The sequence below is a fragment of the Actinocrinis sp. genome (genome assembly GCF_035605935.1).
Lineage (GTDB): Bacteria > Actinomycetota > Actinomycetes > Streptomycetales > Catenulisporaceae > Actinocrinis.
Genome location: NZ_DATNGK010000172.1, coordinates 1 through 14764 on the forward strand (window position 1 = coordinate 1; position 14764 = coordinate 14764).

The 14764-nt window shown below is 69.3% G+C and carries 13 protein-coding genes and 2 tRNA genes; 4 read left to right on the top strand and 11 right to left on the bottom strand.

Translation table 11 applies throughout. The features are described from left to right. Position 1 precedes the first annotated feature (1 nt). The 4 genes from VN779_RS14200 to VN779_RS14215 form a co-directional block, all read right to left on the bottom strand. Positions 2 to 74 (bottom strand) — tRNA-Lys (locus VN779_RS14200). A gap of 177 nt (positions 75 to 251) precedes the next feature. After that, positions 252 to 327: transfer RNA gene (locus tag VN779_RS14205), tRNA-His, on the bottom strand. Between the two features lie 162 nt (positions 328 to 489). Beyond that, a complete protein-coding gene (orn, locus tag VN779_RS14210; protein ID WP_349260791.1) occupies positions 490 to 1107 on the bottom strand; it encodes an oligoribonuclease in 618 nt (205 codons plus the stop codon). Positions 1108 to 1141: 34 nt separating this feature from the next. Continuing rightward, positions 1142 to 2371 (bottom strand): helix-turn-helix domain-containing protein, encoded by a 1230-nt coding sequence (locus VN779_RS14215; RefSeq protein WP_325723351.1) that lies wholly within the window; start codon positions 2369 to 2371, stop codon positions 1142 to 1144. A 263-nt stretch (positions 2372 to 2634) separates the two neighbouring features. Here VN779_RS14215 and VN779_RS14220 point away from each other — a divergent pair, with 263 nt between their 5' ends. Next, positions 2635 to 2868 (top strand): DUF2630 family protein, encoded by a 234-nt coding sequence (locus VN779_RS14220; RefSeq protein WP_324839618.1) that lies wholly within the window; start codon positions 2635 to 2637, stop codon positions 2866 to 2868. Here VN779_RS14220 and VN779_RS14225 read toward each other — a convergent pair. Further along, positions 2801 to 3664, bottom strand: coding sequence for a hypothetical protein (locus VN779_RS14225; protein WP_325723353.1), 864 nt, complete (start codon positions 3662 to 3664; stop codon positions 2801 to 2803). The two genes, VN779_RS14220 and VN779_RS14225, sit on opposite strands and share 68 nt — an antisense overlap. Positions 3665 to 3852: 188 nt before the next feature. Further along, on the bottom strand, positions 3853 to 5070 hold the full coding sequence (locus VN779_RS14230) for a phosphotransferase family protein (protein WP_325723355.1): 1218 nt from the start codon (positions 5068 to 5070) through the stop codon (positions 3853 to 3855). A gap of 673 nt (positions 5071 to 5743) precedes the next feature. On the opposite strand from VN779_RS14230, the gene VN779_RS14235 reads away from it, so the two are divergent. Together VN779_RS14235 and VN779_RS14240 are read left to right on the top strand one after the other, a co-directional pair. Continuing rightward, on the top strand, positions 5744 to 6523 hold the full coding sequence (locus tag VN779_RS14235) for a hypothetical protein (protein ID WP_325723357.1): 780 nt from the start codon (positions 5744 to 5746) through the stop codon (positions 6521 to 6523). A gap of 281 nt (positions 6524 to 6804) precedes the next feature. Then, the gene (locus tag VN779_RS14240; RefSeq protein WP_325723358.1) at positions 6805 to 8142 is read left to right on the top strand and encodes a glycoside hydrolase family 18 protein; all 1338 of its coding nucleotides are present in this window, start codon (positions 6805 to 6807) and stop codon (positions 8140 to 8142) included. Between the two features lie 107 nt (positions 8143 to 8249). Here the strand turns inward: VN779_RS14240 and VN779_RS14245 are convergent, their stop codons facing one another. The 4 genes from VN779_RS14245 to VN779_RS14260 form a co-directional block, all read right to left on the bottom strand. Further along, complete coding sequence (locus tag VN779_RS14245; protein WP_325723360.1) at positions 8250 to 9515, bottom strand: L,D-transpeptidase; 1266 nt, start codon at positions 9513 to 9515, stop codon at positions 8250 to 8252. A gap of 120 nt (positions 9516 to 9635) precedes the next feature. After that, on the bottom strand, positions 9636 to 11711 hold the full coding sequence (locus VN779_RS14250; RefSeq protein WP_325723362.1) for a copper resistance CopC/CopD family protein: 2076 nt from the start codon (positions 11709 to 11711) through the stop codon (positions 9636 to 9638). An 8-nt stretch (positions 11712 to 11719) separates the two neighbouring features. Further along, positions 11720 to 12481 carry a YcnI family protein gene (locus tag VN779_RS14255; protein WP_325723364.1) on the bottom strand — a complete coding sequence of 254 codons (762 nt, stop codon included), beginning with the start codon at positions 12479 to 12481 and terminating at the stop codon, positions 11720 to 11722. Positions 12482 to 12553: 72 nt separating this feature from the next. After that, positions 12554 to 13222, bottom strand: a complete 669-nt coding sequence (locus VN779_RS14260) for a hypothetical protein (RefSeq protein ID WP_325723365.1) — start codon at positions 13220 to 13222, stop codon at positions 12554 to 12556. Between the two features lie 153 nt (positions 13223 to 13375). Between VN779_RS14260 and VN779_RS14265 the strand changes: the two genes are divergently transcribed. After that, entirely contained in the window at positions 13376 to 14083 is a 708-nt protein-coding gene (locus VN779_RS14265; protein ID WP_325723367.1) for a DUF5134 domain-containing protein, read from the top strand. Between the two features lie 35 nt (positions 14084 to 14118). On the opposite strand, the gene VN779_RS14270 is transcribed toward VN779_RS14265, so the two are convergent. Continuing rightward, the coding region (locus tag VN779_RS14270) for a cytochrome c oxidase assembly protein (protein ID WP_325723369.1) at positions 14119 to 14764 on the bottom strand (646 nt) is incomplete at its 5' end.

Here is a 14764-nt window from a genome sequence, read left to right on the forward strand (position 1 = left end):
GTGCGCCGTCAGGGACTTGAACCCCGAACCCGCTGATTAAGAGTCAGCTGCTCTGCCTATTGAGCTAACGGCGCGCGTTGCGTGGAAGAGACTACCGTAGATCGCCGCGCAGTTGAAATCGGTTCTTCAGGGACCGGATTCGCGCTGGTGGCGCGGTGGTGCGGGGCGCGCCGAGGGCTGCGCCGGGCGTGCGCCGGCAGGCACGACAAAGCGCCCCTGAACTGTGTTTCCGCAGTTCAGGGGCGCTGCTTTGGGGTGAGTGATGGGACTTGAACCCACGACATCCAGGACCACAACCTGGCGCTCTGCCAGCTGAGCTACACCCACCATGACGTGCTGCTGTCTCGCTTGGAAGAGTGTAGCGGACGCGCGGGGGTGCTCCGAAACGCATTAGCGGGCGGCGCGCGGCGCGGGCCTGTCGCGGGCGGGTTCTCGCGTTCCGGTCGCCGCTCGCCGCTCGCCGCTCGCCGCTCGACGCAGCGCCGTCGTTCAGCGCGCGGCGGGCTCCGGGCCGGCGGTGCCGAATTGGGCGGCCGTGGCGCGCGCGGTCTCCGAGTCCGGGCCGGGGAGGGGCACGAAAACTGTGGCGCGGTAGTAGCGAAGCTCCTCGATCGAGTCCTTGATGTCGCCGAGCGCGCGGTGGTTGCCGGTCTTCGGCGGCGCCTGGAAGTAGACCCTCGGGTACCAGCGGCGGACCAGCTCCTTGATGCTCGAGACGTCGACGACCCGGTAGTGCAGGTGGCCTTCCAGCTCGGGCATGTCGCGGGCGAGGAAGCCGCGGTCAGTGCCGACCGTGTTCCCGGCCAGCGGGGCCTTGCGGGCTTCGGGGACGTGTCGCTGGATGTAGTCGAGCACCAGTTGCTGGGCCTCGGCCATGTCCCGGCCGCTCTCCAGTTCGTTCAGCAGGCCGGAGGCCGTGTGCATTTCGCGGACGATCGGAAGCATCTGTTCCACGGCTTCGGCCGGAGGTTTGATCACCGCGTCCACGCCGTCGCCGAGGATGTTCAGCTCTGAGTCGGTGACGAGCGCGGCCACCTCGATGAGCGCGTCGCGGGAGAGATCGAGGCCGGTCATTTCGCAGTCGATCCATACCAGCCGGTCGTTGATGCCGTTCATGCCGCCAGCGTATCGGCCGTTGGGGTTATGCACCGTCGCGTACGGGGAAGCCGGCGTGGGCTTGTGGACGTGAAGGGGGTCGTGTTTCGGGCTGCTCTTGACGCTGCCCGTGGAGCTGACCGTGTGCGGACGGGTGCTGGGCGTCGCCGCCGGAGTCCGAGAGCGCGCCGCGGAACGTCTGGCGGTACGCGGTAGGGGAGGTCGAAAGGTGCCGCCGGAAATGACCGCGCATCGCCACTAAGGACCCGAACCCGCTGCGTAACGCCACCTGGTCCATCGGCAGGTCGGTGGATTCAAGCATCCGCTGCGCGTACATCACTCGCTGCGCGTTGAGCCACTGGAGCGGCGCAGAGCCGGTGGCTGACCGGAATCTGCGGTCGAACGAGCGGCGGGAGAGGGACGCGCGCTCGGCCATCGCGTCCACGTCGAACGGCTCGGTCAGATGGTCCAGCGCCCACGCCATCGCCTCGGCTATCGGATCGCCGAGCAGTTCCTCGGGCAGCTCGGCGTCGAAGTACGGCGCCTGTCCGCCGCGTCGGCCGATCGGGAAGACGAGGCGGCGGGCGAGGCTGGCTGCGGACTGCGGACCGTGGTCGCGGCGCACGACATGCAGGCACGCGTCGAAGCCCGCGGCGGCGCCCGCCCCCGTGATGAACTGACCGGTGTCCACGCACAACTCGCGCGGCTGGACGCGCACGCGCGGGTGGCGGCGGGAGAGTGCCGGCGCGTACATCCAGTGCGTCGTCGCGGACCGGTCGTCGAGTAGGCCCGCGGCGGCCAGCACGAACACGCCGAGGTCCAGGCCGACCACTCGGGCGCCCTCCTTGGCGGCGCGGCGCAGCGTGGCCAGGGCCGGCTCGGGCGGGCGTTCGGCGGGAGCACGCCAGGACGGGACGATCACCGTGCCCGCCGCGTCCGCAGCCGCCAGCCCGTACGGCGTGGCCATCAGGATCCCGCCGGTGGTCGGCAATGGCCCGGCCTCGCCCATACAGGCCAGCAGCCGGTAGTACGGCAGACCCTGGCCGCGCCGGTCGATACCGAAGACGGTCAGCGGGATCGAGCTTTCGAACAGCGGCGCGTTCTGGAAGAGGATCACCGCGACCGTGCCGCGGTCCCGGCTCTGCGCGAGACGCGGCGCGGGGTGCGCGGCGGGCACCGCGAGATTGGGCGCGGGAGCGGCGCCGGGGGCCGCGGAGGCCGAACGCTGCGCGGCGCCGGCCGTGCGCGGTCTCGGGACGGCTGGCTCGGGGGTCACGGCGTCACGGCTCCTCGGGTTTTGCTGCTGCGCCAAACAATCAGCATTCGTATATATAGAATGACCCGCCCCGCTGTCGACTCGCGGCGGGGGCGCGTTGGGGCATGTGAGCGTGATGGCGCGTCAGATGTGACCGGTATCACAGTTTGACGCCGCTTCGGCGCCGATGGTTGTGCGCAGGCTCGTGCGCTTGTGCGGCTGGTGTGGTCTCCTGGAAGGCGATGAGGACGACTCGTCGGCCTTCGAGTGGAGAGGACAGCGCCATGGAAGCCGAGCAGGAGATCCAGGCGAGGATCGCCGAGGTGGAAGCGGAGCAGCACCGGCTGCGAATCCGGTCGGTTGAGGTCCACGGTCTCGACGCGGAGGAGCGGGCCAGGCTCAAGGCGCTCGAGGTGGAACTGGATCAGCTCTGGGACCAGATCCGCCGGTTCAGGGCTGGGGCGTCGGACGCGGAGGAACTGCGTCCGGCCCGTGAGGTCGAGGGGTACTTGCAGTAGCAGAAGCAGTAACGGTTGAGCTGGCTGGGACGATTGAGGTCCTTGCGGCGGCTGGGACGGCCGGAGCGGCGGTGAGCTGACCGGCCGGACCGGCCGCCACGGTGGGCGGCGGTGGCGGCGCGACGCTGCGTGACAGGCGGCGTAGCGGTAGCCGCCGCCGTTCGCCGATCAGGTAGGCGGCCACGCCGAGGCCGAGCGCCACCAGATGTTCCCGTCCGGCGAGGTTGGGCAGCGCGATCGCTTCGCCGCCCATCGCCGCGGCGGTGATCGTCAAGATGAGGTAGGCGCGGCATTTCAGCGCCACGTAGATGCTCAGCGCGACGACGACTGTGGACGGTCCGGTGTCCAGCTCGTATTGATCGACCTGCGGCGTCCCTATGGCCAGATGCAGGCCGACGATGACCATGATGCGCGCGGACACAGTCGTGAGTCCGTTCACGCACACCGCGGTGATCAGTGTGCGCATGCGGCCGAGATGCACTTCGCTCAGCGCGAAGACGACCAAGACTTGGAGCATCGCACCCCAGGCCGGCAGGTCGGGCGCCGGTGCGAGCATCGAGAGCGGAAGGCGCAGCAGGATCAGCGGCAACGGGAGCGCTTGATACACGCCGGCGATGTGCTCGACGATCCACCATCCGGCCGTGGTGTGCTGGATGAGCGCAAAGGCCCCGATCAGCGCGGTGCAGCTGACGGCGATGGGGAATGCGGTCAGTTTGTCGGCGCGCAACACTCGCCAAGGCGGCCCCAACACGGCGGCGGCCTCGGCGCGCAGCCGTGAGTATGCGAGCTGGGCCACGTTCACCCCTTACCCGCGACCGCGAAAGTGAATCGGCGGGGGAGGGTGCGTCCGGCCGTCGATGAGTTTCGCATACGTATTGCCGAGGCTAGTAGGGCTTGGCGTTGGGTGCCGCGTATTAGGGCGTGTTTTGGAACTAGCGCCGGTTAAGGCGGCGCACGTCTTGGACGTCGTAGAGAAGTAATCGCTTAGAAGTCATCGCGCAAAGCGGCCAGGCCCGACTCGACCAGCTCCGCTACCCACGTCCCCGCGTGCTCCAGACCGGGGGCGACTGGCAGGCCGTGCCGGGTGCGGTAATGCAGCGCTTCGAGCAATCCGGCGACCCGGTAGTGGTTCAGCGCGATATACCAGCCGATTCGCGACGGATCGAAGCCGGTCTTGGCGGTGTACCGCTCTGCCATCTGGCGGACGGTGGGGAATCCGCGATTGCTGGTGTGCGCCGAGGCGATCGGCTTGATCGCGGCCCCCGCCCCCTCCCAGAAGGTGAGCAGCAGACCCAGATCGACGAGCGGGTCACCGAGGGTGGCCGCTTCCCAGTCGAGCACCGCCGCGATTCGGCCCGGCGTGGCGGTGGAGACCACGACGTTCTCCAGCCGGTAGTCGCCGTGCAGAATCGCCACACGGTCGGCGACCGGCACCCCGGCGCGCAGCCCGGAGGCGAGGCGGGCCAGCTTGGGCACCTCGCGGCTGGCCGAGGCGGCGTGCAGCCGGTCCCAGCGGTCCACCTGGCGGATCAGGAACTGGTCGGTGCGCGCGAAGTCGGCCAGTCCGGTCGCGCGCACGTCGAGCAGGTGCAGCGCGGCGAGGGTGTCGATCAAGCCATAAGCCAGCGACCTTGACTGCGCCGGGCTGAGCGCCGCGGCCTGTTTGTCCCGGCGGAACACGATCCCGGGCACCTTGGCGGTCACGAAGAACGGCGCGCCGATCACCGAACTGTCCTGGCACAGCAGGAACGGCTCGGCGACCGGCACCCGTCCACCGCGCCCGTGCGCCTGGAACAGCGCTCTGATCACTTGGTACTCGCGCCGGACGTCGCCGCGCCCTACGCCCGGTGCCGGAGGGGCAAGCGTGGCTGGAATCGGGACCTGATTTCCTTCCCCAACGGGCAGCGGCGGACGACGCAGTACACAGACCCTGCCATCCGCATCGCAGAGCTCGTAGGTAAGGTTGGAACGCCCGCCAGGCAACGGAATCGCGCGCAGCGGCGGCCGCACGGATCCGGGCAGCCGCACCCCGAGATAACGCGTCAACCTGGGCAGATCCAGTCCGCGAACTCCCTCGCGCCAGTCCGTTTCGTCCGGCTTTGCGGCGTCGTCTTCCTCCGTCGCGCCGCTTTCTGCCGTGCCGCCCACCACCAGCTCGCTCCCCTCCTGAACGAAGCTTTTACGCAACGTAGTGCGGTCCACGGGGGCTGGCTAGTGGCGATTCTTCGTCGACTCTTAGATTGATCGGGGGTGCCCGGACGCGACGAGATTCGTTACGGTGGGACGGTGCGCTCTGGCACGAGCGCATGATCCGAATGCACGGCAAGCTGCAATAGCTGGGGGTTGGAAAGTGCCAAGGCAAGTGCGTGGGCAAGTGCGCAGGGGCGGTCGGTCCGCGGTATCCGTGGCGGGGGCGGTGGCGACAGGTACTGTCGCGATCGGCGCCCTGCTGGTGATACCCGCGAACGTGGGCGTCGCGCAGACCGCCTCGTCGGGGACGCCGAGTAGCTGCGCATCTCCCTCGCAGTCCGCGTCGGCTTCCGCGTCTGCGTCGAGTTCCTCATCCGCTGGTCCGTCCAGTGGTTCGAGCGCGTCGGCACCTGCCACGTCAGCCAGCGCGACACCGAGCGATCCCGGGTCGCCCTCGCCCTGTCCTTCGGGTAGCGGGTCACCGAGTAAGAGCCCTTCCGCGACACCGAGTAAGAGCTCGGTCTCGACCTCGGCTTCGACCTCTGCGTCGGCCTCGAAGAGCACGACGCCGGCCGCGACTAAGAGCTCTACTCCGCCGCCGCCACCGATTACGAGCCCGTATACCCCGCCGCCGGTCGTGGGCGGTGGCGATGGCGGCGGTGGCGACGGATTTCCGTACACTGACGTGCCTCCGGGCGACTCATCGGTGCGTTACCCGCACGGAACGATCGCGCGGGCGCAGATCATCGTGCGCGCACAGGCTTGGCTGCGCGAGCAGGTTCCCTATAGCCAGACGGCTTGGAAGAGGGACGCGTACGGCACGTACCGGCAGGACTGCTCCGGTTACGTCTCGATGGCCTGGGCGCTCGATCAGAACATTGACTTCTGGACCGGCAACCTGAACACCGTCTCGCATGTCATCGACGCGAGCACGCTGCTGCCTGGCGACATCCTGCTCTCCTCGGGTCACACGGTGCTCTTCGCCGGCTGGGCCGACTCAGCGCACACCATGTTCGACTACTACGAAGAGTCGCATACGGGCACTGACGCGCGGTTCGTGGTGGACGCGCCGATCCAGCGCTTCCTCACCAGCGGTTTCACTCCGTTCCGCTACGACGGCGTGGTGGACGGCGGCACGCTGCCGCTGAACCCCGCGAACGGGCTCAACTTCGCCGCGTTGCAGAACGGCGTCAACGAGCTCGCACCGAACGGCAACGATTTGACCCAGCCGGCCCCGGCCCCGTGGCAGTCCGGCTTCCTTCCGGCGGACAGTCCCAGCCTGAGCGCCTCGACCCAGTCGAAGGCGACCAGGACCCAGGCGGTCGCCGCGGTGCAGGACATCCAGCCGCCGCTCGGGTTCGTGATCGGCGCGTCCGGGGCCGTGTTCCTGGTCGGCGGCGTGGTTCTCGCGCGCGGCTACCCGCAGCTCGCCTCCACGAGGAAGCGCCCGCGGCGTCGGCACTGACAGTCTCTGACGCTGGTTCTGTACGGCTCTCGCGCTGCTGATCAGGCACGTATTGACCGCGCGCGGGTTGGCCCCGACCGAAAGGCGTTGTCGAGGCGAGACCTGCGGACCCTTGCCCGCGAGCCGGGATTGGACTATACCTGTCGCCAGCATGGTCTAGTCCAATCCTGGCTGGTTCACTTCGGCAGGCGGATCCGTCGCGCATCGCCACGTTCGTGCTGCGCGCGGCCGGCCGCCCGGACGACCGTGTGTTCTTTCTTTCCCGTCGTTGAGGAGAGCACATGCGCGAGAGCACCAACGGCACCACCGCGAAGAGACGGCCGGGCCACCGCGCCCGCCGCCGACTGGCCGGCGTCGCCGCCGCGGGCGCGCTGCTCGCGGCGTCCGCCCCGGCCGCGCAGGCCGCCGGCGTGACGGCGGATCATCACGGCGCCGGCGGCGGCGGAAAGGTCGCCATCGGGTACTTCACCCAGTGGGGCATCTACTCGGGCTTCTTCGAGAAGAACCTGATCGCGGACGGGGCCGCGGCCAAGCTCACCGAGATCAACTACGCGTTCTCCAGCGTGTCCGCGGACGGCCAGTGCACGTCCGGCGACAGCTGGGCCGACTACCAGCGGCCGTTCGCCGCCGCGGAGAGCGTGAACGGCGTCGCCGACGCCGCCGGCCAGTCCCTGGCCGGCAACTTCAACCAGCTCAAGGAGCTCAAGGCCGCCTACCCGAACCTCAAGATCGTCATCTCGATCGGCGGCTGGAGCTGGTCGAGCCACTTCTCCGACCTGGCCGCCACTGAGGCCGGGCGGCAGAAGTTCGTGCAGTCCTGCGTGGACCAGTACCTCAACGGGAACATCCCGGGCCTGCCCGCCGGCGCCGCGAAGGGCATCTTCGACGGCATCGACCTGGACTGGGAGTACCCGAACGAGCCGGGCAACAACAACCCGTACGGCCCGCAGGACACCGCCGACTTCACCGCGCTGCTGCACGACTTCCGCGGCGCGCTGAACACGGCGGGCGTGGCGAGCCACCAGCACTACCTGCTGACCGCGGACACCTCGCCGAACCAGTACGCGGCGGCGCAGCAGCTCCAGCTCAAGGCCGCCGCCGCGAGCCTGGACTGGTACAACGTGATGACCGTGGACATGCACGGCGGCTGGGACTCGATCACCGACTTCGCCGCCAACCTGCTGCCGGACCCGAAGGACCCGCAGCCGGCCAACGGCAAGTTCTCCATCGTGCAGAGCGTGGCCTACTACGAGAAGAACGGCGTTCCGGCCAGCAAGATCGCGATTGAGATCCCGTACTACGCGCACGCCTGGGCCGGTGTCGGTCCGACCAACAACGGGCTGTACCAGAGCGCGACCGGAGCGGCGCCGACCGACCAGGCCGGATACAAGACCGTCGTCACCGAGCCCGGCACTGTGCACTTCGACCCGGTGACCGCGTCGATCTGGAAGTACGACCCGGCGTCGCAGACCTTCTGGACCTACGACAACCCGCAGACGGTCTTCGCCAAGGGCCTCTACGCCGACTTCGCCGGTCTGCGCGGTGCCTCGGTGTGGTCGCTGGACGGCGACGACGCGAACGGCTCGCTGACCTCGGCGCTGGCGGCGTCACTGCGGTAGCGGCCATGTAGCGGCTCGATAGTTACGAAGGCGCGTGCCTCGACGGATACTCCTGTCGAGGCACGCGCCGTTTGCCGCACTGGGCGCTGTGTCAGAGCACGTCGTTGTTAGAGCAGGTCGTTCGAGCGCTGGGTTACGACATTGTGTTGCGGCGCTGCGGAGCCCGCGAGCCACTGCGGCCATGCCTCCTGCCAGTCCGCGAAGCCGTTGCCCGGCGCGACCTGTCGTGGCGAGTTGACCACCTTCACGATGTCGCCGGGCAGGGTGTTCGCGAAGAACCATTGCGCATTCGTCGGCGATGCTCCTACGCAGCCGTGGCTGATGTTACGCACACCTTGCGCGCCCTCCGACCACGGCGCTGAGTGCACGTATGTGCCCGTATACGTCAGGTGCACGTCCCACTTCACGTCCGGTATGTCGTACTCGTCGCCGAGCCCTGCGGTACGCGAGTCCATGTGCACGTCCGGGGCCTTGTCGATGACCGCGTAAGTGCCGCCCCAGGTGTCCAGGCCGGGCTTGCCGCCGGTGACCGCGAACGTGCGCACGACCTGGCCCGAGCGACGCACAGTCGCCTTATCCGCTCTCAGGTCGATCGTCGTCTCCTGATCACGGCCTACCGTGAACGTGAGGTTGTGATCGGCGGTCGCGTAGTGCCCATGACCGTCGCCGAGCCCGTTGATCGCCAGGTGGGCCGTAACGGTGGTGCCCGGCAGCCAATAGTTCTGCGGGCGGTAGTCGACGCGCGCGGCCGAGAGCCAGCTCCAGTGCCCGGCCTGCGGAGGCTGCGCGGAGACGCTGAGCGCCTCCTCCATCGCCGCGCGGTCCTGCGCCGCGATCGGCCGGGTGAAGGCGAGCACGATCGGCTGCCCGACCCCTACCGCCGAGCCGTCCGCTGGAGAGATCAGGTCGATGCCCAGCGCAGCGTCCGGTCGGCTCGTGCTGAACGAGGACCGCTGAAGCCTGGTGCCGCCCGCGTCGTCCATGGTCACCGCGGTCAGGTCATACGAGACCCCGGCGCGCAGCGGACCGGAGGAGGTCCAGGTGCGGCGGTCCGCACTGAACGAGCCGGGCACATCTTCGGCTCGATAGACCAGCTCGACCACGCCGACTTGATCGCCGGGTGGAGCGGTGACCGTCACGGCGCTGTCCGGGGAGACGCCCGTCGCACCGTTCGCGATCGAGATGGTCGCCGGAGCAGGTGGGGGCGCCGCGACGTCGGCGGCGGCCGCGGCCGCGGAGCCGGCCGAGCCGCCCGACCCGAACCCGCCACGCTCGAAGCTGCTGGAGTAACCGCACCAGCCCGCTGTGAAAACGGCGACTCCGGCGACGCTCAAGGCCGCCGGGGCCAGCCACCGCTTGCTCGTCCTGTTCACATCGGAATGTGTACTCCGGAGCTTATTCAGTTATGCCGCGAACTGCGCCAAATGAGTGGAAACCGGTCGGGATTTCATACTGATAGCGCGTCAAATCTGGTGCGCGTCATGCTGAACCGGTCAGCTGACGGGCACCGGCACCCGCACGGTCGTCTCGTCGAAGTCGTCGCTGCGGATCGTGATCGCCACCTGCCACTGGCCGGGGACGCTCAACGCCGTGGGCTGATCCACGTAGTGCCCGGGGCCGTTCACGATCACCTTCGAGTCGATCGGCCCGATCTTCCGCGCCGGCAGCGAGTACGAGACCGTTACCTCGACCGGGCTGTACGGTTCGCCCTTCGTGTTCTCGATCAGCATGTGCGTCTGGTTCGGGCCGACCTTCCCGGGCTCGACGAGGACCAGCACCGTGCCCGAGGCCGTCCCGGTGTTGAAGGGCACCGACACGTCAGTTGAACCGGGCTGACTCGAGAGCCCGCCCGCGCCGCGGCCCGGTACCGAATCGACCACGATCGCCGTCGCCGCGAGCACGATGAGCGCGATGGCGGTCTCCGCCGCCACCGATCGGCGCAGCTTGCCCAGCGTCTCAACTGTTCGGGAGGTCGGGTCGCTTTGGCGCGGTACGCCGCCGACGCGTGCGGTACGTCGTCCCGGCTTGTTCATCCCCGGTTGACGCCCAGGGCGTCCAGCTGGCCGCGCGGGAGGCGCTCCTGCCGAGGCTTGCGAGACTGCTGCGGGCTCCTTCGCCCGCTCGGTCTCAGTCTCACCCTCGGTCCCGGCTTCCGGCTCTGCGATCGCAGTATCGACACTTGCCGTGGCCGTCCTGGCGCTGCCCTTAGACGACGCTGCGACTGCCGTGCCCGCGCCGCTGCTAGCGATAGATGCGTTAAGCCCCGAGGCGATTTTCTGGCGCGCGTAGTAGCCGAGGCCGATCAGCAGCAGCAGTCCGGTGATCTTGACCAGGATCAGTCGGCCATACGCCTCGTCGAACAGGACATGCAGCGAGCCGACGTCGCGCCAGGCCTGGTACGTGCCAGTACCAATCATGATGCAGACGCAGGTCAGCGCGACTGTCGAGAAGCGGTTGACCGCGGCGGCCGCCTGCTTCGGCTTCTCCGGCGCCCGCAGCACGACCAGTACCAGCATCGCCAGGCCGCCGAGCCAGACGGCCATCGCGCTCAGGTGCAGGATGTCCGAGACCACCGAGATCGGCACCTGGATGCCGGTCGAAGCGTGCCCGGTCGCGGCCCAGGTGGCCGCGAGTCCCATCGTGCCGAGCAGCGCGAGCGCGGCGGACCGCATCCGCGACCCGAAGCGCGCGTCGGTGAGCCGCTGCACGCCGATCGTCACCGCCGGGGCTATCACCGCGAGGATCAGCAGCCTGATCTCGATCGTGGTGCCGAACCTGGTGGCCGTGGTCGACTGGATCACCGAGGGATCGAAGGCGCGGGAGAGCGGCAGGCCACTCGCGTAGACGCCCTGCAGCAGCAACTGCACGACGCTCGAGGCGACAAGCGTCGTCCATCCGATCACGATCATCCGGAACGAGCCGCGCGCCGTGGCGCCCTTCGGCCAGCACAGCGCGAGGAACACGATCGTTCCGGCCAGCAAGGCGAAGGCCAGATACGCCGCCCAACGCGCGACGCCGAACGCGACACCCTGGAACGTGCTGGCCCGCGTCACGATCGCGGTCGGGTTCACGCTGGTCTTGCTCGGCGCGCCGATCGAGAAGGAGAACGCGCCGGAAACCGGGTGCGAGTCGGCGGAGATCACGTGCCAGGCCGCGGTGTACGTACCGTTGCCGAGCCCGGAGCGCAGGGAGATGGTGATGATGTTGTCCTGCGCGCCGTGCGTGGTGGTGCCGTTGTCGACCCGTTGCCCGGTGGGGCTGAACACGCGCAGGCTGTCGGCGCTCACCCCGACCGACTCGTCGAACTGCGCCGCGATGACAGCCGGCTGCACCGCCAGCACCGAGCCGTCCGAGGGGTCGGTGCGCTCCAGCGTGGCGTGCGCGGAGGCCGGAGCCGCCACGGCGAGCACGAGTGCCACCGCCGCGACGAGACCGGCGAACAGCCGGCGCGTGCGCGAGGCGCGCGGCGGCGGGGCGGCGAGCCGGCCGGAAAGCCGGCCGGACGGCCGGGGAGCCTGCGCGGCCCCCGCGGTCGCCGGGTGTGATCCGAGGATCGGAAGGTAAGCCATGTCCCTGCTCAGGATTCGGAGCGTCGGCGGGCGAGGAGGTTGAGCGCGAGTGCGGCGAGGCCGGCGGCCAGGCCGAGCGCGCCGAGCACGATCCCGGTGGTGTCCGAGCCGCCGCCACCGCTGGAGGACTTCGCGGCGGCCGCGGTGGTCGAGTCCGCGGTCGGCGTGCTACCCGCGGCGGTGCCAGCTGAACCGGCTGCGCCAGAGTCCGCGGATTGCGCCGCGGTCAGCGCGAGCACGGGGGCCGGGTGGTCAGGGTCGGGCTGGCCTGCCTGGGTCAGGTCGATCCAGCGGACGATGTCGCCGTTGGAGTAGGTCTGCACCGCCTTGAACACCAGCTGATCGGTGTCGGTGGGCAGCGGGTCCACCGAGATCTGGAAGTCCTGGTACTGGCCGACCGGGATGGTGCCGCCGGTCCAGTCGATCTCGTTGACCGCAGTGGTGAAGGTGCCGTCGTCGGTCTTCAGCGGCTTGGCCAGCGTGGTGGTCTTGACCGTCACCGTCCAGCCGGGGATCTGCTTAGGCAGCACCTGCGCGATCGGGTGGTCGGTGGGGATCTGGAGCTGCACCGTGGTGGTCGTCGCGTTCGACTCCTCGTTCGGCACCTTGAAGGTCAGCTCGGCGGTCGACCCCTTCGGCAGCGAGTCGGGCGAGACGGTCACGTGCGCCGAGGCCGGCAGCGCGGTCACCGCGACGAGCGCGGCGGCGGTGACGGCGACCGCGGCGCCACGGCGGCGAACCGGCGAGTTGAGCAAGCTGAATGAACGCATGAAGAAGATCCGTTCCACGGGTAGTAAGTCTGGATGCACGGGCGTTGCTGCCTGGATGGCTCATCGCGAGTACTACGCGACGACAGGCGGCCCGCGGAACGAAAGAGCGGTGAAGAGCAGAGCAGGACGCTGCTTGGGGCCGTCATCCGGCCTGAAGCGGTAGCTGCGCGGTACGACGTTCGCGCCAGAACGCGCCACCGCCGCCAACGCGGCAACGGCCTCGGCGAGGCGGTGCACCGGCGCGGCCGCCAGAGCACCCACGGCGCGGCAGAGCGCGAAGAAGTCGCGCTCGCCCTGGCCGAGCCACCAGCCGCACACCACCACCGCCAGCGCGTGCGCGGTGATCATCGTGAGCGCGGCGGAGTACGGGTTCGGATGCTGCATCACCATGCCGGGCATGTCCGGCATGGCCCTCGCCGCAGGATTCGACACGGCGAAAACCGTGGCGTGCGCCGTGGCCGCCCCCGATTCGAGGCCGGTGAACAGCAGGTGCAGGCCGACCTGGGCGATCCCGAGCCCGACGGTCAGGGCCGACCAGGAGCGTTCCCGTGCGAGGCCGGACCATGCCGCAAGCCATACCGCGGCCAGCCCGAGGCCGACCCCGGTCCAGGTCGCGGGGCATCCGCCGGCCACGCCGTGCAACGTCGCGCCGACGCCGACGCAGATAACTGCGAACAGCGCCGAGCGGACCGCGCGCGGAGCGCGGTGCGACGGGTGCGGAGCGGACAGCACGGCAGACATCGTCTCGCACCAGCTTCCGGAGGTGAATACGGGGTGTGCCCGGTCACACTGCGCGCCTGAAGTGCTACTGATTGCTCGATTTCAGTGGACTGGGGAGGATTCGGGCCGGTCTGGCGGCGGGCAGGAGTCCGGCGATAGGAGGGAGGGACCGCCGTGGCGCCACTCGCGCAGCTCGTCGTGCCGTTCAGTCTTTCCGCCACACCGTCGTCGGCAGTGGGACTTTCCGCGCTTCCCGCGACGGCCGCCTGGCCGAGTGCGGCGGTGCTCTTGGCTCTCGCCGCGCGGTCCGCAGCGCGCCTCGCGGCGGACCGGACGCCGGCTGATCGGAACGTTCCCGGTTGCGGCCTGACCAGCCGGACCGGCGACGCGATCCATCTGGCCATGGCGGCGGGAATGGTGCCAATGGTGCTGCCGCTCGGCGTGCCGGCCAGCGTGTTGCTCGGATTCTTCTCGGCGACCACGGCCGTCGTCGCGGGCGCCTGGCTGCGGCGGATCGCGCGGCGGCGGATCGCGGCATTGCGGGGCGCGCTGGTGCCCTGTCGTCCGGCGCACGCCCTCGAACCGCATCACGTGATCACCGGCCTGGCGATGGTCTTGATGGCAGCAGGTACCGGGATGACCACAGCCACCGGGATGTCAGCCATGCCCGGCATGGCCGCGTCCTCACCCTGGCTCGCCGTCAGCACACTCGCGTCGATCTACACGTGGACAGCAGTGGTGTTTTTGGGCAGCGGACTCGCCAAGGCAGCTACCGCGCAACCGCTGCCCTCAAGCACCGTCGCACTGCTCGCCGCGCCGGTGACGGTGTACACGTGCGAACTTGCGATGACCGTGGTGATGGGCCTGATGCTGCTGGGCTGACGCTCGGCTGACCGACAGATCAGCTGCTCGACGACTCAGCCAGTCGATGCAGTCCGGCCATCCCGTGCGGCGAGCCCGGCCAGGTAGGCGTTGTAGTCGGAAAGCTCCAGGTCGCCGTCCCGATCCGCTTTCCGGTCCTTACGTCGCGCCTCCCGCTCGTCCGAGCGGGACCACTGCATGAACAGCACCAGCAGCACGATCAGCGTGGGCACCTCACCGAAGGCCCAGGCAAGCCCGCCGCCGGTGGACTGGTCCGAGGCCGGGTTCACGTTCCACGCCGCCGGTGGGTGCGCGAAGGTCGTGGTGATCAGCGAGGAGGACATCATCACCGCGACGCCGAAGAACGCGTGGAACGGCATGACCGCGAACAGTTCGAGGATCCGGATCACGTACGGCGAGCGGTGCGGCGCCGGGTCGGCGCCCATGATCGGCCAGAAGAACAGCAGGCCGACCGCGAGGAAGTGGAACAGCATGTAGTCGTGCCCGGCGGTGCTGCGCATCAGCACGTCGAAGATCGGCGTGAAGTAGAGGCCGTAGAGGCTGGCGATGAACAGCGGCAGCGTGAACAGCGGCGAGGAGACCACCTTGGCGAACCGGCTGTGCAGCAGGCTGAGCAGCAGTTCGCGCGGGCCGGTGTGCCCCGCCCGCGCCGGGTGCAGCGCACGCAGCGCCAGCGTCAGC

Bases quoted from the DNA above. Each gene is read 5' to 3' on its own strand.
- VN779_RS14220 (WP_324839618.1), top strand. From the start codon at position 2,635: ATGGAAGCCGAGCAGGAGATCCAGGCGAGGATCGCCGAGGTGGAAGCG.
- VN779_RS14240 (WP_325723358.1), top strand. From the start codon at position 6,805: ATGCGCGAGAGCACCAACGGCACCACCGCGAAGAGACGGCCGGGCCAC.
- VN779_RS14250 (WP_325723362.1), bottom strand. From the start codon at position 11,711: ATGGCTTACCTTCCGATCCTCGGATCACACCCGGCGACCGCGGGGGCC.
- VN779_RS14255 (WP_325723364.1), bottom strand. From the start codon at position 12,481: ATGCGTTCATTCAGCTTGCTCAACTCGCCGGTTCGCCGCCGTGGCGCC.
- VN779_RS14260 (WP_325723365.1), bottom strand. From the start codon at position 13,222: ATGTCTGCCGTGCTGTCCGCTCCGCACCCGTCGCACCGCGCTCCGCGC.